We start from the raw sequence: 17,714 nt of genomic DNA on the forward strand, positions 1-17,714 counted from the left end.
TTGACGGAAATGGTGATGCTCAAAGCCATGGCGCCTCCGGCTTCGTGAGAGGATGATGGATGTTCTGGGAGCGCAAGGGTTCACGCCCGGCTTCGTAGGCTAAAGACAGGCAGGGCTCAACGCGAAACAGTGGCTTATGCTTCTGAGCCGAGGGTAGATCGCGCCGCCGAGGCCGTCCCCAATCCAATCTACGATCTTGGCCGGGATTTTCGCTGCGACGCCTGCATCTGCAGGACGTTGACGTGCAGACAGACCTGAGAGCACCGTTCCCGTGCAGCGCCTCCATCGCCGGCAACGCGCCGCAGCAATTCTAGCCGGGTAGCCGGGCCTGGAGGCCCTCCGCCCGTTTGTCGGCGCCAAGGCTGCGATTGCCAAGACAATCTGGCTGTTACCGTCGATCCTAAATCGATAGATCGCCAAGCTGCCCTTCTCGCGGCCGTTTGGCGAAAATGAAAGGCGGGCGCTAGCGCCCGCTTCCACGAGTTTCCGACATCCCCGGGATCAGGCCTCATGCCGGCTGTGCATCGCGACCGAAAATGCGCCGGAACATGGCCTCGCGCATCATCGTCTTGAAATCCGGCGGCGCATCCGGGTTCTCATTGTGGTTGATCACCGACTGCGTCACCTTGCGTCCGGAGTTGTCAACCCACCCCTGATTTGTCTCATGGATTGTCTGAGCTCCATCGGACGTCAGCTGATCAAGCGTTCGCCCAGCATTAGACTGCGTGACCTTCAGATTGTTTTTCCCATCCTTGTCGTCGCCGAGTCCCTCCACAACCATGGCATTGTCGCCGTTGGTGATGGTGAGCTTCGAGGAGATGGTTTTTCCCTTGCCATAATTGACCGTGTCCACCGTAATCTTCGTGCCGTCGTCGAGCTGGAAGGTCATACCTTTCTTGAAGTCGAAATCGTCCTTGCCGTCGCCATTAGCATCGACGTGAGGATCGCCGTGGATCCTCGAGACATGGCCGGTCTGGTTGTTCCTAACGGTCCAGGTGCCGTCCTTCTCATCGGCCGTGATCGTATACTTATCACCAAGGTTGATCGTCGCCTTGCCGTCCTTGACCTCGTGCGACCACACTGGCGCTGGCTGAGATGACGGCGCTGGCGTCTGAGCGACGGCAAACGGAACCATCGCAAGAGGCGGCGGTGGAGGAGGAACGAAGAACACGGGTGTTGCACTGGCAGGCGTTGCGCTTGCAGACTGGTAGTTGCCCGGCGCGCGACCCTGTTCGCCGGCATCGATACTCGCCTGATTCACCACGCCGCCGGCGCCATCGACCCAGCCTTGGCCGCTCTCATGGATCGTCTGGGCACCATCGGGTGTCAGCTCATCAAGAGTCATGCCAGCGTTGGACTGAGTCACCCTCAGATTGTTTTTGCCATCCTTGTCGTCGCCGAGCCCCTCCACAACCATCGCGTTGTGGCCGTTCGTAATGGTCAGCCTTGAGGAGATGGTCTCACCATTACCGTAGTCGACATTATTGACGGTAATCTTGGTCCCATCGTCGAGCTGGAAGGTCATATCTTTCTTGAAGTCGAAGTCATCCTTGCCGTCCCCGTTAGCGTCAACATGGGGATCGCCATGGATCTTCGTGACATGGCCGGTCTGGTTGTTGCGGACGGTCCAGGTGCCATCCTTCTCATTGGCTGTGATCGTATATTTGTCGCCGAGGTTGATCGTGGCCTTGCCATCCTTGACCTCATGCGTCCATACCGGATCGACGGAAGGCTCCGAACCCGAACTTTGCTGGCTCAACAGCATGAAAGGAGGAGGCGGAGCCATCATGTACACGGGAGCAGCCACGACTGGAGTGACGACCGCCGGAGCCACGACAGCGGTTGTGACGCCACCTGCAGGAACGACCACCGGAGCGACAACGACGGCAGCGCCTGCCGGCAGGTACTGGTAGGCACCCGGCGTGACATACTGTCCCAACAGTGTGCTGAAAGCTGGGCTGGCAACCACCCCCTCTGACCCCACCCCATTCACCGTCGAATCGAGTGCGCCGACCACGGGGAGACCGGCCACGGGAAGATACGCCATTTAGTTCACTCCTGATTGCATCGAAGAAAGCGGTAAAACTGCGAGCGTTATGCGCGCATCAACAGGAAGCATTTCAGGCCGCACCCTTGGCCCGATGGTGAGCGAATGAATGCCTCTCGCCACCAGCCCCGGCAGCCTCGATGAGCCCCCTCTCTCATCACCTTCGCAGCGGCTCGGCGCGAGCATATCGCGCCCATCGAACTCGCAGGGACTCTACCTGCAGCACCTGTCGAAAAGCTGACGACAATGAACCACCGACTGAGCATCGCAACCCTCGTAGCATCCGAGGGGTGCGGATCGCATGGTTGCTCGCGGCGGCCGGCCGTCACGACGGACCATCTCAGGCAACTATCGACGCCCGCCGATCACATGTGATACGTCGCTTCGTTAACATCGATCGACTGTCCGATGTCGGCTGCGCCGATCGGTCCTGTTGCATGCGAGATTCACGCCGCTTGCTCTTGATGCAACAATCATCGGGACCGAGAGGCACATCATTCTGTCGATAAGTGACGCGGTCGCCGCAATTCCGCCAGTCACTCCAGCGGATCTGGGAAGCAGCATTCCAACCGCTCCGGCCACGCCGCTATTGCCGCCAGCGGCGATCCGAAGATTCCGGACGCGATCTGTGGGGATACGGGCGATCACACCAACAGCCTCTACAGCATCAGCGCGCGGCCCTAACCAGGCTACCGCCCCACGCCATGAGTCTCCAAAGACTTCAGATTGGATGACTCAGCGCTGATCGACAAACGCCACAGCCAACCTGTTGGCCGATCGATCCAAGTGCGCGCCTGACCGCGCACGTAGGTCAGAATTTCGCTGCTAGCCTCACTAGCACTACTTTGGCAGATTGTTGATTTTGCCGCGTTTTATAGGATTCCCGAATCAATTTTTCAATGATTCATGGGTGGTCGGCTCTTGGAGGGCTGACCATGCCGGGATGGGAAGACGAACTCGAACGCTGGCTGATGCCGTTCTTGGACCGGCTGGGTCATAAGACCCGGCAGCGGATGTGTCCTCTGTATGTTGCGGGATTGATCGGTCCTGGCGATCGCAAGAGCGTTCAGCCGATGGCGGAACGCCTTGTCACGAGCAACTACGACCAGTTGCACCATTTCATTGCCGACGGTGTCTGGGACGCGACGCCGCTGGAGACAGAGCTGCTCAACCAGGCGGACCGACTCGTCGGCGGCAGGGATGCGGTGCTGGTTATTGATGACACCTCACTGCCGAAGAAGGGTGAGCGATCGGTCGGTGTTGCGGCGCAATACGCATCGGCTCTCGGTAAAACTGCAAATTGCCAAACGCTGGTGTCTTTAACGCTTGCGCGCGGCGAAGTGCCAGTGATGGTCGCGTTACGTCTCTTTCTGCCTGACAGCTGGACAAGCGACATGCCCCGTTTGAAGCGCGCTCGCGTGCCAATCGAACACCGAACGCCACGGTCCAAGCCGGAGATCGCTTTGGCCGAGATTGACCGCGCGATGGCAGCCAACATGCGCTTTGGATGTGTGCTGGCGGATGCAGGATACGGCCTCAGCGCACCGTTTCGACAAGGGCTAACAGAGCGCGGGCTGGCCTGGGCGGTCGGTATCCCTCGGCACCAGAAAGTGTATCCCGTCGATGTGAAGCTCATTTGGCCGATCACCAAAGTCCGTGGCAAACCACGAAAGCACCACGTGCCCGATATCTTATCGATTGCGGCAGAACAAATGCTGGCCAGCGCCAAATGGAAAACCGTGAGTTGGCGTAGCGGGACGAAAGGTCGGCTCAAAGCCCGATTTGCTGCCCTCCGTGTCCGCACCGCCGACGGCCCTCCGCAGCGGATATGGGATAAAGGTCAGCAGCATCTCCCAGGCGACGAAGTCTGGCTCATTGGCGAGCAACGTGCCTCCGGGGAGAGCAAATACTATCTCGCCAATCTTCCGGCGACGACGGATCTGCGCACGCTGGCCGCCACCATCAAGGCACGGTGGATTTGTGAGCAGGCGCATCAACAGTTGAAGGAGGAGCTTGGACTTGATCACTTCGAAGGGCGATCATGGCAAGGTCTTCATCGCCACGCCCTTATGACAATGATTGCCTACGCCTTCCTGCAACATCGTCGCCTCGCATACGCGGGGCGGAAAAAAAAGAATCAACGGGCCTCCGCCTCAACCAACCATGCCCGCCGTACGCCATGCCATCGTCGATCTCATCCTTCGGCCGCCGCCTCAGCAATGCCCATATTGCCGAAAGCAAATCCTTGAAAAACAGCGGCCAAAACACATTCTGCCAAAGTAGTGCTAGGGTCCAGACTCAATTGAGCCAATATGCGACGAGAGCGGCGAGATGAACAGCGGCCAAAAAATTACGGGCGAGCTTGTCATATCGCGTGGCGATGCGCCGGAAGTCCTTGAGCCTGCAAAAGCAGCGTTCGATGACATTTCGTCCTTTGTAGGCGCGTTTGTTGAAGCGATGGATGACGACACGGTTAGATTTATTGGGGATTACGGGCTTGGCGCCACGACGAATGATTGCGCCGCGAAGCTTGTCGCCATCATACCCTTTGTCGGCGAGGAGCACGCTCATGGGTGGCGCGAGCGCCAGGACATCGGGAGCCGCAGCGATATCGGCATCCTGGCCTGGAGTCAGATGCAGGACGACCGGCCGGCAGAGCGGATCGCTCAGCGCATGGATTTTTGTCGTGCGGCCTCCGCGCGAGCGGCCGATTGCTTGATTGTGCTTCCCCTTTTCCGCCGGAGGCACACCGGTGAGCTTTAATCGAGGTCGAGTCGAGCGACAGTACGACGCCGTCTTCGCCAGGCTTGGCCAGCGCTTCGAAGATTGCGCACCATCGTCCTCGCTTGGCCCAGCGATTGAAGCGATTGTAGATCGTCGTGTAAGGGCCGTATTCACGTGGACAATCACGCCATCGTGCACCCGATTGCAGCATGTGAATGATGCCGCTGACGATGCGTCGGTCGTCGTCCCGATCCGGCCCCGTCAGTCCCCTCGGCAGATGCGGTTCGATACGCGCCCATTGCCTGTCGTTCAGCCAAAAAAACCAGCGCGCATTCTCTCGCCCCCGAATCAACACGTAGGCAAGAGAATCACGTGGCGCTATTTAGGTACAGACCCTAGGTGAGGTTGCAGCTGCCGGCAGGTGATGGGCTGCTGCAAAGGATCGACCTAATCACCCCGACCGAGACTCGTCAGCTTCTCGAAAGGTAGCGCGCCTAGCGTGAGGCTGCTGAACTCTAGGCGAGCACGTCTATTGAGACGTAACAAGACGAGCATAGGAGAAAGCGATGGCCGCCGAAAACAAGAACGCCGGCAAAACGGACAACGTACAGCCCAAGACCGTTGGTCTCGGCAAGAGCGCCGAACTGAGCCTGAGAAGTCTGGGGGGCGAGCACCGTCTTTCTTTCTATTCCTGCCCCTCGTATCGTCGGCCCGCCCGACGTAGCAGGCCACAACTAACGACTATCATAAAGAAAGGTGAATAGACATGGCGGTTAATAGTGTTGGCGGTAACGGCGCCGCTCCTGCTACCCAGCAGACCCAGGATGCCGGTTTCCAGAACCAGATGGCTGAGTTCGAGCGTGTTAGCCAAAAAGTTCAGGCCCAGGCCGTGGCAATGCGCAGAATTACGACCGAGCTCTCTTCTGAGAAGAAGGTCGCCGACGAGCGCGTCCAATAAGTCTGCCAAGACGGCGGCTCAGCGCGTCGCTACCGGATCCGCGCAGTGAATGACGAACTCCGGAAGAGCCGTGCGGCAACTGCCGTACGGCTTATCTCGTTATTCAGGACATTATCCTGAACGAATCGATCTCTCGAGTTTGAAGTGCATAGCAAAGCCGAGGGGAAGACGACCGCCGTCAGCATGTGAGTTGGCGCGGGGCCCGGCGCCGATCGGCACGTTAAGCCGTTGAATTCATTAATCTGGGCAGGGTCATTCCATCCGCCGATTCACACAAAGCGCCTGATCGCCCGCGGCGAAGCGCTGCGCGCGATCGATGGCGACACTCGCGCCTGACTAGGCGCCATGCGTCAGGACGATCGGCTCTTTCTCCGAGAAGTGCGTGCGCGAGCGGGCGAACTTCTTGACGCCCATCGGCTTGCCGAACAGGTAACCCTGGACCTGATCGAAATCCATCTCATGTGCGGCAAGAAAGTCCGCGCGCGTCTCGCCCCCCTGCGCAATAACCTGCGCGCCGGAGTCGTGTGCGAGCTCGACGATACGCCGGCACACCGTCTGCTTGAGGCGCTGATCCGCGCAACCGGTGACGTATTGATGGTCGACCTTCAGCTGGACGAACGGAAAGTTCGGCAATCCCAGCAAGGATGGCCACTTCGCGCCGACATTGTCGATCGAGATGCCGATATTGTGCAGGCGAACGCGCCGGGCGACATCGATCGCCAGGTCGAGATTGTCGATCACCTCGGCGCTGTCGATCTCGATCAGCAGGCCGGCGAACGCCGCATGATCCGGAATCCGGTAGCAAAGCTCGCGCACCGCAGCATCGTCGGCCAGAAACGAGATCGGCAGGTTGATCGAGAGATCGACCGGTCCGATCTGCCCGAGCAGATAGCGCCAGTCCTCGATCGCGCGCGCGATCACGAACTCGGACAGCGCATGAAAATGCGGATCGCTTTCGTCGGGGATGAAGTAGGCAGGCGGCACGACGCCCCATGCGGGATGGCGCATCCGGATCAGCGCCTCGGCGCCGCTCGGAACCAATGTCCGGAGATGAAGTTTCTGCTGATACCACAGCTCGAGCGAGCTGGCTTTCAGCGCTTCGGGCACATCCACTGGCGGGCTCGGTGCGGGCTCGAGCGGCATCAATGACGCAAGAATCGTCGACAATTTGTGGAAGGGCTCGCAACCGGAGACGGTTGAGATGTATTTGGCGAGCGACTTTGAACACGGCGCCTTGCCATCTCCTCAATCCCAGCGATGCCGCCCTTCACCTTCTCGAAGGCGGCCGTGAAACAATCACCCCACTGGTGACGAGCGCCTTCATCGCGGTCGATACTGCGGTGAGCGCGGTCCCCAGGAAGCCGCGGCTGCATCGACGGACAAGGCATCGAAGACTCAGAAGGATTTCAACTTTTCGGTGATGGGCGGAAAAAACGTGGTCGATCAGTTCATTGCATCGCAAAGCAAGTCGCCGGAGGGAATGAAGGCCGAGGTGGCAACCTATGGACTGCTTCCCGGCGCAATGGAGGCGATGAAGCTGCAATTGCAAACGGAGTCGATCGCGCGGGCGAACAACACCGCGATCACCGCCGCGCAGCAGGTGCAGCTCGACCTGCTGAAGCAGAAGACTTCGGAATACGCCATGACGCTGGCCGGGCTCCAGACGATCCAAGCGAACTTGACTCCCTCTGAGAGTTACCTACAGGAGCCTAAGATCCAAGCGCAATTCAACGCCAATACGATCAGTGCGCAGCAATTCCTGGATGCGCAACAAAGGCTAGCGGAGAACGCCCAATCGACGTGGAACACCGCCGGCGCCTCCATGGCGGGCGAATTTGCACAACTCTCGCAGGAATTCGGCAAGCACAGCATGGCTATGGCGACGGCGGCTAAAGCGTTCGGCATTGTCGAGGCAAGGATCAACACTTACACCGCCTTCACGAAGGCGTTGGCATCGGCCGTGCCGCCATTCAATGATGCGTTGGCTGCGGGCGTGCTCGCTGCCGGTATGGCCAAGGTCGCCGCGATCAGCTCTATGTCGATACCTAGCTTTAGCACCGGCGGCTTCGTCTCCGGCGCTGGGACAAGCGTCTCGGACAGCATTCCCGCAATGCTTTCCAATGGCGAATTCGTTGTGAATGCCGAAGCTACGCAACGCAACAGGCGGGAAATCGCCCAGCAAAGCGGTTCTCGTCAGTTTCATGCGCGTTTCGCGGGATCGTGAGCGCGGATTTCAGGGGATCGTGAGCAACGATTTCGCGGGATCGTGAGCAAGGCTTTCGGAGCCTTGCAGCGCTTCGGCCGACAACTCAACCGGCTTAGGGATGACCTCGTGGTTAACGAGGAAGTCCAATGCCTACCCAGAGATTGTCGATGCGCCGGATCAAGGAAGTCCTTCGGTTAAAACATTTTCAAGGCCTGCCAGAGCGGGCCATCGCGCGGAGCGTGGGCGTCAGCAACGGCGTTGTGCACAGCTACCTGAGCCGCGCCCGCTCTGCTGGGTTGAGCTGGCCGCTTCCGGAGGGAATGACCGATGAAGACCTGGAGCTTTTGCTTTTCCCGGCCCCACGACCAGCGTCTCAGAGCCCGCAGCGGCCGGTGCCCGACTGGAGCTACATCGATAAAGAGCTCCGCCGGCGCAACGTAACCCGTCGCCTGCTCTGGGAGGAGTATCGCGCCGTTAATCCCGACGGTTTCGGGTACACGTGGTTCTGCACTACCTACGAGGCCTGGAAGGGGCGGGTCCGACCTTCGATGCGGCAGATTCATCTGGGCGGCGAGAAGGTGTTCGTGGATTTCGCCGGCGACACCATCGACATCGTCGATCCCCTGACCGGGGAAGTGCAGCCGATGAAGCTGTTCGTCGCGGCGATGGGCGCTTCGAACTACACCTACGCCGAGGCCTGCCCCAGCGAGAGCTTGGCCGACTGGATCCGGGCCCACGTCAACTTGTTCACGTTTTTGAGCGGAACGCCGACGTTCGTGGTCTGCGACAACCTCAAAGCCGCCGTCAGCAACCCCGACCGCTACGATCCCGGCCTCAATCGCACTTATGCCGAGATGGCGAGCCATTACGGCACCGCCATTCTCGCCGCACGGCCGCGGCGCCCAAAAGACAAGGCGAAGGTCGAGGTCGCGGTGCAAATCGCCCAGCGCTGGATTCTGGCCCGGCTGCGCAATCAGCGCTTCTTTTCCCGGGCCGAGCTCAACGCCGCCATCAAGACACTCGTCGACGAACTCAATGCTCGTCAAATGCGTGGCTTCGGCTCAAGCCGCGCCGAACTGTTTGCCGAACTCGACAAACCCAAGCTAACCCCGCTGCCAGATCAGCCTTATGCCTTCGCACGCTGGAAGCGCTGCCGCCTCGCTCCCGATTATCATGTCGAGGTCGACGGCCATTGGTACTCCGCGCCGTATCGTCTGATTGGCGAGCTGGTCGATGCCCGTATCGACGATCGGACGGTCGAGATCTTCCACAAGGGCCAGCGGATCGCCAGCCATGCCCGCGCGCCCAACCGACGCGGACACACCACCATCGCCGACCACATGCCCAGCGCCCATCGCCGCTACGGCGAATAGACCCCCGCCGCGGTGATCGCCGCCGGCGAGCGGATCGGTCCTTCGACAGCAGCGTTTTTCCAGGCCGTGATCGACGCCCGGCCCCATCCAGAACAAGGCTTTCGAACCTGCCTTGGCATTCTGGCGCTCGTCAAAAGCTACGGCGCCGACTGACCGGAATGGCCAAGGCCTTCGAGGAGCAGCGCCGATCGCCCGATCTCGAAGCCCTGCCGTTCGAAGATCGCATCGGCCTGTTGGTCGACCGCGAAGCCGCCGAACGCGACACCAGGCGGCTCACCACGCGCCTCAAGATCGCCGCACTGCGCCAGACTGCTTGCGTCGAGGACGTCGATCTGCGCACCCCGCGGGGCATCGACCGCGCCGTTTTCGCCAAACTCGTCGAAGGTCGCTGGATCGATCGCCACGAGAATTTGCTCGTCACCGGGGCAACCGGCCTGGGCAAAAGTTGGTTAGCCTGCGCGCTCGGCCACAAGGCCTGCCGCGACAACCGATCAGTCCTCTATCATCGCGTTCCAAGGCTGTTCGAGGCGCTCGCGCGCGGAGACGGACGCTACGCCCGGCTCCTCAAAAGCCTCGGCCGCGCTCAGCTTCTGATTTTGGATGATTGGGGACTATCGGTGCTCACCGCCGCGGAACGCCGCGATCTGCTCGGGACCGACATGGCCGCGCATCCACCATCGTCACAAGTCAGCTCCCCGTGGACACCTGGCATGGAGCCATTGGGGACCCCACGGTCGCCGACGCCATTCTCGATCGCCTCGTCCACAACGCCCACCGCCTCCAGCTCACCGGAGAAAGCATGCGAAAACGCAGCGCCAAAACCATCACCCTTGACGGCCAACCAGAACACTGACTCTATCTCCCATCGGCCGTAGCGGGCTGCTCACGATCGTCTGAATTCAGTGCTCACGATCGCGCGAAATCGATGCTCACGATCCGTGAAATCCGCAGTCTGCAGCAGTGTTGCGATGGTCGCCCAGGTTCGTCCGCCGCCGTCGCTGCCCGCGAACAGGCTATTCTTTCTTGTAATTGTCTGCGGTCTGATGGCGCGCTCGACGATGTTGGAGTCGAGCTCGATGCGGCCGTCGAGCAGGAAGCGTTCGAAGATGGCACGGCGCGAGACAGCATAGCGGATCGCCTCGGCCAGTTTGATTTGCCGGAGATCCGCCGCAAGGTCTGCTGCCAGAGATCGAAGAGATCTGCGACGACAGCCGCGGAGGCTTGCTGGCGCGCGGCAACGCGGGCGTCGGGGCTTTGACCGCGCACGGTCTTCTCGACCTGCCAGAGCTTCGCCATCCGCTCGAGCGTCGCCGTTGCCACTTCCGAGCTCCCTGCAACATGCAGCTCATAGAACTTGCGCCGGCTGTGTGACCAGCAGCCGGCCAACGTGATGCCATCATCGCCGCGATCGGATCGCGCGAGCTTGTTATAGGCGGCGTAGCCATCCACTTGGAGGATGCCGCGATAGCCATTGAGATGCCGGACGGCGCATTCGCCGGCGCGGCTAGGTGAACTCGCCTTGCTGGTCCTAGGCGCTACAGCGAAATCTGGCCATCTTAGCGCTCCTGCTGCGGCGAGGGCGGCGGCACCTCGGTCAAAGTGTCGGCGTCGCGGTCGTAAGCGCGTAGTAAACGCTGGCCTGGCCTCGCCGGCGGCGCAGCCGGCGGACGTTGTCGAAGCCCTGCCCCAAGTGGGGCGGCACTGGATCGCCGGCCGCGTGCTCTGCGCAGCGGGTTTCGAGCCACCCTTTGTTGGCATGCAGCCGGCCTTCCGCGCCGCAAATCTCGCAGGTGCAGGCGGAGCGGGCGACGGCCAGGTCAACTGCATGGCCGATCGCGGACTCGGTGGACTTCGAGGCTTCGGTGTCCCAGTCGACGAGCAGGATGCCCATCTTCTGCTTGATGCGGACGAATTCGAAGGTCTCGCCGTCGCGGAGCGCGACTTCGATCCTGCGACAGAGCCGGACCAGGATATCCTGCCACCCTCGCTCGCAGTGCGGGTAGCCGAACGAGCGACTAGGCTCCTCGGCCGTCGTGAGGAACAGACGCGGGTGCCACAGCATGAGGTCGCGGCGCCAATCCATGTCATTACTTCCCCATCTCATTACTCCCGACCTCCAGGCTGGAGGGGCGATATCGACAAGAACATCGTTCGCGCGATCGTACCGCCTGCAGGTGACCTTATGACCGACGACGCGCTGCAGAATGCAGATGTTCTCCAGCCCCGGACACCTCTCGACGGCCGTGCCCTGGGCATGAGTCTCGCAGCGGATGCCATCCCCCTCCGAGCTCGATCTCGATGGTGAGGTCCGCAGCAGGTGAGCGCGCGCGGAGAATCGCGATGCACATGGCGCAGATGGGCGCGGGCCGCGCCGATACGCCGGTGGAGGGGGCGCCGCTCGATCGAGTTCGACCCGCGTGACCTCGGGATACTCGAGCCCATCACGGAGGCGGCCGCCAGCTACTAACTCGAGCTCTCGGCTCTGGAATAACATCGGCCTGCCCGCACTTCGTGCTCCCGGTGCCGCTGTCCCGATGGTCGCACCATACTCCACGATGTAGAACACCGCAGCGGGAACGTTGGCACCGAGACATCTCACCAATTTGCTCGATCGCCTCAACGAGGAGATCAGGCGGCGAACCTATGTCGTGCGAATCCTCCCCAATGCCGAGAGCTGTTTAAGGCTGGTACGGGCGCTGACCGTCGAGCGCCATGAGGCCTGGCTCGAGGACCATCGCCATCTAAACATGGATCTGCCGAAGGAGCACAAGGAGGCGCTACGCCGGCGGCCTGACGATGCTCAGGCCCACCAAGGGGATGCACGCCCCCCTCTCCGCCGCCGTCGCTCGCCAGGGCTACGCTTTTGCGCAAGCGAGCGACGGCGGCTCCGAGGGGATGGCTCGGCCGGATCCCATAATCGATTTTGCTGAACTTGACGCACAGAACTGCCGATCCGGGCCGTCGTCGTGGTGCGGCTGCCGCTGATCGTAAGCGAGCCGAACGCCTTTCGTCTGCGGCCTGAACGTCTTTATTGTCTCCACGGCAAGCGGCCCCGTGGGCCGCTTTTCGTTTTGTGAATGGGCGCGCAGTCTCGTCAGCTTTCAGTAAGCTAGTCCCAATAATTGGTTGTTGGGTTTAGCGGGGGTGGCACGGACATTGCTGGGGTTTCCAGAGCAGTGGGGTGGAGTGTCACCTTCCGCTAAACTCACCAGCAGTGCGGATGCGGCAGGTGCTTCAACTCAGCCCCCCTGGTCGGTCGGCACCGTGTCGCGCCCACTGCTTCTAAATCACGGGCCATTCCCGGTTCTGTAAGTTACGCTCGTTCTGCGAGCGATGACCTCCCGGTCAGCTTCTTCCGCTGCTTTGAGGCTGGCCGTGTGGGGGTTAGCGGCGCGTGGCAGGGACAGCGCTTCCCCTGTGTATGCGTGGGGGTTACTTGAGCGCCGAGTCACGTGACCGCTAACTATCGGCAGTGCGGGCGGGGCAGGGACAGCGTCCGCTCCGGCGCAACCGAACGGCGCCGAGTCTCACCCGCACTGCCTGCGATCTGAGGCTGATCCCCGAGCCCCGCGAGGCTGCAACCCCGGTTCTGGTAGTTGTGCCACGGCTTTTTGCGATGAATGTATCCCACCGTCAGCTTCTTCCGCTGTTTGAGGCTGGCGCGTGGTAGGGAGAGCGCTTTTTCTCCAAGCGGGCGCCGAGCCACGTGGCCGCTAACGTTCCCGCTGTTTAGGTCGCGGCTACCACCTTGTGCGGCCTGTCGACCCGGGACCGGTATGATCCTTTAGGCCATCGATCACCTTGAGCGCCACTTCGAGTTCATCTCGAAGATGCTTCGTAATCCGCAGTCCGCTCGCAAGCTCCTCGCGGCTGATTTCCGCGCCGTGGGCGACTTTTTGTTCCAGGTCGCGTATAGCGTGGTCGATCTTGTGCAGCGAGAACGTGCCAAGCATCATTTGGCTCCGTCCACGATTAAGGGTCGGTCATCCGGCCGCGCGGGTAGGACCCACAACGTAAAAATGCGTCCACTACATGGTTGAGTAAAGCGGGTGGCGTTGGGGGAAAATCTTTTCCCATCTCGCGTCTGAGCGCCTCGAATTCGGCTAAGGTCGAAAGAGGGCACTCCGCCACCGCGTCCATTTTTGAGCAGATAACTTCAACCCGGAATCGCCGAGCGGCCAGCTGCTCTTCAGTTCGCTGTGGCCCGTAGGTGTCTTCTGCCGGGGTATGGCTTGGCCTACGGGCGTAGTCCGTGAATGCTTGGATTGCCGCCCCCACATCGGTCCTAGGCACGGCGGTTACTCCTATGAGCGGAGCCAGCTCGAACAGTTGCGGGCCGAGCGCTTCAATATGACATGCACGCGGGGCGCGGCACTCCACCGGTACTGGTAGGTGCTCTCCAGTTCTTCTCCACCATACAATGGTAGCACCTTGGGGAATTTGAACCTCTCGGGCGTAAAGGTGGCCAGCCCCTGTCTTCGAGGACGGGCTGGCTACCATCGCTTGCGGCACCGTTTGGGCGACCCCGCACCCGGACTCGTCGCCCTAAGCCGGTTCCAGCATCTTGATCTCGCTGACATCAACTTCGCGTCGGCGTGCCACGCATCGGGGGCTGCCTGCAAACGAAGCTAGATGGCCGGGCCGTTGCCGACCGGCTTTCCAATCCGGGCGGCCACGTTCGGACTGACCGGCTTCTTCTCCGCGAGGATGTCGTGCAGATGCTGCCTGGAATCCCAGCGCTTCTGCAATCTCGGTCTTAGACTTCCTGATGTACTGTAGAATTTCATCAAGGACGGCGCCCGGATGAGACGGGCAGCGGTTAGGATCGCGCTTAGCCTTCTGCTCTGCCATTGATGCTCTCCAGCATGTCGGAGCCCTCATGGCTTATTCGGTATTCTGCGTTCAGTGGTACTGTTCAAAGTCAACCTTGAATGCATCGCCTCCTTCAAACTCGAATGTGATGCACCACGGGCCATTGATGTGAATCGTGTAGCGCACGGACTTTCCGGCCAGCTTGTGGAAATCGTTGCCTGTCAGCTTCAGTTCGGAACTGTTGACGGCTTCGTTGAGCGTATCGAGACGAACTCCTATAGCGCGACAATCAGGATGAGAGCGCGATGCGCTTGTGCATTCTCTTGTCGACGCAGCCGGTTCGCCGCTAGTGGCGCGGCCATACTGCCTAAGATCACAACTGATCGCCAAGCGCTGGCTACGACCAATCCTGGTAGTTGTGATAGGGGCGTTCGCCGAATATGCATCCCGGTTAGCTTCTTCCGCTGCTTGGGCTGACCATGGTGAAGTTAGCGGTGAGTGGTAGGGACAGCGCTTCCTCGGTTCACGTCAAAGCGCCGAGTCACGTGCAGCTATCTACTGTGGGTCCGAATGGGCGGTGACAATCAACACTCGAAATCTTCGGCAGATCACAGCCCTGCGGTCGCAAGCGCTTGAGGTGCTTGCAGCCAATCAGGCCCGGGCCGCCGATCAGTCTTTGAGCCCGGCAGATCGCCAAGTCGCGACGTTTGATGCCGAGGAGGCTCAGGCAGTGTTGGGCATACTCGATAGCGTGAAACTCAACCTGGGCCGAAGGAGGCAGGCAAGATCGCTGCACGCATACGCGCTCTTCTAGAGGGCGTCTCGTGGGCGCTGGCGTGTTTGGTGCCTGATCATGATTCGGTTCCCCGTCAAACCAAAACTCAGATACTACAGTGGCGTGAACCGAAAGTTGCAGCGCAAAAAAGCGGGTTTATAACGCGGTTGCGCATCGCGCCGCCAATCACCTTAATACCCAGATCGCGAACAATGAGAGCGACACCCAGCAATATATGTTCGCTAACATCGCTTACGATATCGGCGCTTCGACGGATGACGTGCGATCTGCCCTTTCAAACGGCGGGTACAACGGCGTAACATTCATGGGCATTAGCGCAGAGGAGCGGACAGCACTGGCTCGATACAGACGAGAGGGGAGCTGAAGTGTCGCAGAAGTTTGCTAACCGGTGATTGTGATTAAATGCTTTTCAATCCGCTGGAATCGCTTCTCGCTTCTCTTCGAACATATGCCATCGCGCATAGACGCATGAACGATGGTCGCGGCTGTACGCCTGAGGTCATGGGGCGTAAAGGCTACCAGCTCATTGTCTTCCAACAAGCGCCGCACAGCCTGGCTCATACAGTGGCTCGCAAGCACCCCAACGCTTTCGAAGCGACTGGCAACGACGGGTCTGTTGCCTTGGTCCTCTCCCTTCTCTGGCTTGCCGATCTCCAAGGCCGCCTCGATCAACTTGACGGCAGTCGGGAAGAGCGGGACTGTGTGCTCCGCTTTCTTGTTCTTCGTCCGTACAGCGGGAATGATCCAGTGGGGCTTTTCCCCGTGTAGGCCGTGAAGCTCGGAACGCATCATGCTCGCGACTTCGCCCCGGCGCTGGGCTGTCAGCAATACGGACTTTCAGCGCCAAGCGCGTTCCATCCGTGATGCCCGCTTCCTCATCGTTGAGGATCGCAAAGAAGGCTTCAGTTCGTCGAGTGTTAGAACGCGGTCCTTCTCGACTTCCTTGCCACCAACTTTCTTCATGCCGTGCAGGAAATTCTCAGTCAAATCTCGCGGTCGTTCGCATACCCCGCAAATGGTGCGGATATCCGCTTAAGCAATCCCGATGAGCAAGTGCTACCAAATGAGATAGGTTCGACATGTTGCCGGTTGTGGTACTTTCCGAAGCTCTTGGTCGGATCTAGACCACGCAGCGAGCTGCGATCCTGTTTAGACGGAGAGACGTTGAATGACCGCGAGAGGTCCCGAATACGAGAAACGCGAACGGAAGACCCATCCAGAGCCCGAACGGGCCGCCCAGGCTTCAGCCTCTGAAGCGGGAGGCACCACGCACGATGTTGGAGAATCAGCGAGGGCTGCATCAAGCCATTCATTTGCGTCTCCGGAATGGAAAAAATCCCTCGAAGAGACAACAGACCTGTTCGCTGCGGCGTTGAAGGACGGGTCAAAGCTGGCTGCTTCCTCTCTGCACGCTCAGGTCAATCTTCTGAAGAATCTTGCCAATTCCAAAACTCCCTCGGACGTGATGAAGTGCCATCTGGATTTCGCGGAGCAGTTCTGGTCGAAATCGTTCAGCAAAGGCTGAGAGATAAGATCATTTAGAGCGGGCCACCATCTGCGGCTAGCTGAGCAATTCGCCAAGCGTGAAATAGGGTCGATGGCGCTCTATTACCTCCGAGGTGAACGCACCTTTGGCAAGCCTGACAATCACCCCAGTCCAGCTTCGCTACTTGCTCGACTACCCATGCGAATGCTCCTCCTCGTGAGGCTCAGTGATTCTGAGATGGAGATGGTCGAGCTCGTGATTGCGTAGTTTTCGAGCCTCAATCGCGCACAGCGTGTTGGAGAACGGGTGCGCGTCCGAAGGGAGACGATCGATTAAAAGGCCCGCTTGCCTGCTGTTCAATACGCCAGCGAAATTTCTGTGTGCTTAGCAGGTCGGATGAATGCCGCCATCGCGTACAGGCCGGGCGTGCAAGAGAATGCGCTGGGCCGTGATGGGCAGCACGTTGTCGGGGCAATTTGGCGGCGCGAGCGTGAGCCTGCAGTCCGAAGTTCGGCGGGACCAACTGGGACGGACAGTGCCCCCGTCGGCCATCAGTTTTCAGACCAAAGCGAACACCTTGACCCTGTAGCCCGCCACGAAGCGCCTGCAGAATCTCCGATTCTCGATTCGGCACGACCCTTGCTCGGTCCTGGGCAGCATCACCGAGTCTCCAGATGCGGTAATGTTAGGGGCGGGCTCGTCGCTTCTAGCGCCTGGTCCGCCCCGCCGGTTTGCTGTGAGGCGAGGTGAGTCAGGATGTTCAAGTGGTGGCGCTCATCTTCGCTCGCGCTCGTCGCCGCCGAGTTAGGAACGGAAAGTGCACCCGCAGCTCCGGAGTAGTAGGCGGCGATATCGAGCCGCAAGACCGTGGAACAAACATGCGCACCGGAACAGTAGTGTCGTACAGCGTTGAAAAGGGCTGGGAGTTCATTCGGCCTGACTATGGCGACGGCAAGGATTTGTTCGTGCACATATCGGACCTTCGCGGCTGCGCAGGGGCTGATCTGGTGTCCGGCACGCGCGTGACTTTCGGTATTCGTTTCAATAAACAGCGCTCGAAGTACAGAGCCGTCGAAGTCAGGCTGCGCGCTCCGGGGCACGGCGACCAGTGAATCCGATTGATGGCGACCACCATTTCCGATCGATGACGACCACCTGTTCCGGTCGATGGCGACCAGGGCAACAGGGCTGTGGACGGGCGTGATGAACGCCGTCCCAGTCGTGCAACATCCCGGATCGCCCCTAGGCTAGTCGATTCTGCTATACGAGGCTGATGGCAGCATCAGCTAAGTTCACCAAAACCGCACGACAG

At 60.1% G+C, this 17,714-nt stretch carries 11 protein-coding genes and 6 pseudogenes; 8 read left to right on the plus strand and 9 right to left on the minus strand.

Annotated elements, in window-relative coordinates:
• Positions 1-508: 508 nt before the first annotated feature.
• A complete protein-coding gene (locus ACVJ19_RS01950; RefSeq protein WP_011084464.1) occupies positions 509-2,047 on the minus strand; it encodes a DUF1521 domain-containing protein in 1,539 nt (512 codons plus the stop codon).
• An 899-nt stretch (positions 2,048-2,946) separates the two neighbouring features.
• On the opposite strand from ACVJ19_RS01950, the gene ACVJ19_RS01955 reads away from it, so the two are divergent.
• Entirely contained in the window at positions 2,947-4,296 is a 1,350-nt protein-coding gene (locus ACVJ19_RS01955; RefSeq protein WP_038951335.1) for an IS701-like element ISBj6 family transposase, read from the plus strand.
• A 49-nt stretch (positions 4,297-4,345) separates the two neighbouring features.
• Here ACVJ19_RS01955 and ACVJ19_RS01960 read toward each other — a convergent pair.
• Positions 4,346-5,036, minus strand: a pseudogene (locus ACVJ19_RS01960) (IS5 family transposase).
• Positions 5,037-5,537: 501 nt separating this feature from the next.
• Between ACVJ19_RS01960 and ACVJ19_RS01965 the strand changes: the two are divergent.
• On the plus strand, positions 5,538-5,729 hold the full coding sequence (locus ACVJ19_RS01965) for a hypothetical protein (RefSeq protein ID WP_014498042.1): 192 nt from the start codon (positions 5,538-5,540) through the stop codon (positions 5,727-5,729).
• Positions 5,730-6,065: 336 nt separating this feature from the next.
• Here the strand turns inward: ACVJ19_RS01965 and ACVJ19_RS01970 are convergent, their stop codons facing one another.
• Positions 6,066-6,842, minus strand: a complete 777-nt coding sequence (locus ACVJ19_RS01970; protein WP_014498043.1) for an EAL domain-containing protein — start codon at positions 6,840-6,842, stop codon at positions 6,066-6,068.
• A 322-nt stretch (positions 6,843-7,164) separates the two neighbouring features.
• On the opposite strand from ACVJ19_RS01970, the gene ACVJ19_RS01975 reads away from it, so the two are divergent.
• The 3 genes and pseudogenes from ACVJ19_RS01975 (at position 7,165) to istB (ending at position 10,161) form a co-directional block, all read left to right on the plus strand.
• Entirely contained in the window at positions 7,165-7,953 is a 789-nt protein-coding gene (locus tag ACVJ19_RS01975; RefSeq protein WP_231166594.1) for a hypothetical protein, read from the plus strand.
• Positions 7,954-8,081: 128 nt separating this feature from the next.
• A pseudogene (gene istA, locus ACVJ19_RS01980) lies at positions 8,082-9,458 on the plus strand (IS21-like element ISFK1 family transposase); the annotation flags it as partial.
• Between the two features lie 8 nt (positions 9,459-9,466).
• Positions 9,467-10,161, plus strand: a pseudogene (gene istB / locus ACVJ19_RS01985) (IS21-like element ISFK1 family helper ATPase IstB).
• 93 nt (positions 10,162-10,254) lie between these two features.
• On the opposite strand, the pseudogene tnpC reads toward istB, so the two are convergent.
• Together tnpC and ACVJ19_RS01995 are read right to left on the minus strand one after the other, a co-directional pair.
• A pseudogene (gene tnpC / locus ACVJ19_RS01990) lies at positions 10,255-10,817 on the minus strand (IS66 family transposase); the annotation flags it as partial.
• Positions 10,818-10,902: 85 nt separating this feature from the next.
• Positions 10,903-11,391: a hypothetical protein gene (locus tag ACVJ19_RS01995; RefSeq protein ID WP_026312792.1), complete on the minus strand. Its 489-nt coding sequence runs from the start codon at positions 11,389-11,391 to the stop codon at positions 10,903-10,905.
• 505 nt (positions 11,392-11,896) lie between these two features.
• Here ACVJ19_RS01995 and ACVJ19_RS02000 point away from each other — a divergent pair.
• Positions 11,897-12,094 (plus strand): annotated as a pseudogene (locus ACVJ19_RS02000) (transposase); the annotation flags it as partial.
• Between the two features lie 954 nt (positions 12,095-13,048).
• On the opposite strand, the gene ACVJ19_RS02005 reads toward ACVJ19_RS02000, so the two are convergent.
• The 4 genes and pseudogenes from ACVJ19_RS02005 to ACVJ19_RS02020 form a co-directional block, all read right to left on the minus strand.
• Positions 13,049-13,261, minus strand: a complete 213-nt coding sequence (locus ACVJ19_RS02005; RefSeq protein WP_014498047.1) for a hypothetical protein — start codon at positions 13,259-13,261, stop codon at positions 13,049-13,051.
• A 592-nt stretch (positions 13,262-13,853) separates the two neighbouring features.
• Positions 13,854-14,159: pseudogene (locus ACVJ19_RS02010) on the minus strand (HigA family addiction module antitoxin).
• Between the two features lie 51 nt (positions 14,160-14,210).
• Positions 14,211-14,510, minus strand: coding sequence for a type II toxin-antitoxin system RelE/ParE family toxin (locus ACVJ19_RS02015; RefSeq protein ID WP_014498049.1), 300 nt, complete (start codon positions 14,508-14,510; stop codon positions 14,211-14,213).
• 787 nt (positions 14,511-15,297) lie between these two features.
• Positions 15,298-15,744, minus strand: coding sequence for a tyrosine-type recombinase/integrase (locus ACVJ19_RS02020; RefSeq protein ID WP_018647864.1), 447 nt, complete (start codon positions 15,742-15,744; stop codon positions 15,298-15,300).
• A 340-nt stretch (positions 15,745-16,084) separates the two neighbouring features.
• Between ACVJ19_RS02020 and ACVJ19_RS02025 the strand changes: the two genes are divergently transcribed.
• Together ACVJ19_RS02025 and ACVJ19_RS02030 are read left to right on the plus strand one after the other, a co-directional pair.
• Positions 16,085-16,441, plus strand: a complete 357-nt coding sequence (locus ACVJ19_RS02025) for a hypothetical protein (RefSeq protein WP_014498051.1) — start codon at positions 16,085-16,087, stop codon at positions 16,439-16,441.
• A gap of 839 nt (positions 16,442-17,280) precedes the next feature.
• On the plus strand, positions 17,281-17,514 hold the full coding sequence (locus ACVJ19_RS02030) for a cold-shock protein (protein ID WP_038967990.1): 234 nt from the start codon (positions 17,281-17,283) through the stop codon (positions 17,512-17,514).
• Positions 17,515-17,714 lie beyond the last annotated feature (200 nt).

It is taken from the genome of Bradyrhizobium sp. USDA 376, from assembly GCF_054063675.1.

Excerpts from the sequence above, each read along its gene's own strand:
- ACVJ19_RS02025 (WP_014498051.1), top strand. The coding sequence starts at position 16,085 with ATGACCGCGAGAGGTCCCGAATACGAGAAACGCGAACGGAAGACCCAT.
- ACVJ19_RS02030 (WP_038967990.1), top strand. The coding sequence starts at position 17,281 with ATGCGCACCGGAACAGTAGTGTCGTACAGCGTTGAAAAGGGCTGGGAG.
- ACVJ19_RS01995 (WP_026312792.1), bottom strand. The coding sequence starts at position 11,391 with ATGGATTGGCGCCGCGACCTCATGCTGTGGCACCCGCGTCTGTTCCTC.
- ACVJ19_RS01950 (WP_011084464.1), bottom strand. The coding sequence starts at position 2,047 with ATGGCGTATCTTCCCGTGGCCGGTCTCCCCGTGGTCGGCGCACTCGAT.
- ACVJ19_RS01965 (WP_014498042.1), top strand. The coding sequence starts at position 5,538 with ATGGCGGTTAATAGTGTTGGCGGTAACGGCGCCGCTCCTGCTACCCAG.
- ACVJ19_RS02005 (WP_014498047.1), bottom strand. The coding sequence starts at position 13,261 with ATGCTTGGCACGTTCTCGCTGCACAAGATCGACCACGCTATACGCGAC.
- ACVJ19_RS01955 (WP_038951335.1), top strand. The coding sequence starts at position 2,947 with ATGATTCATGGGTGGTCGGCTCTTGGAGGGCTGACCATGCCGGGATGG.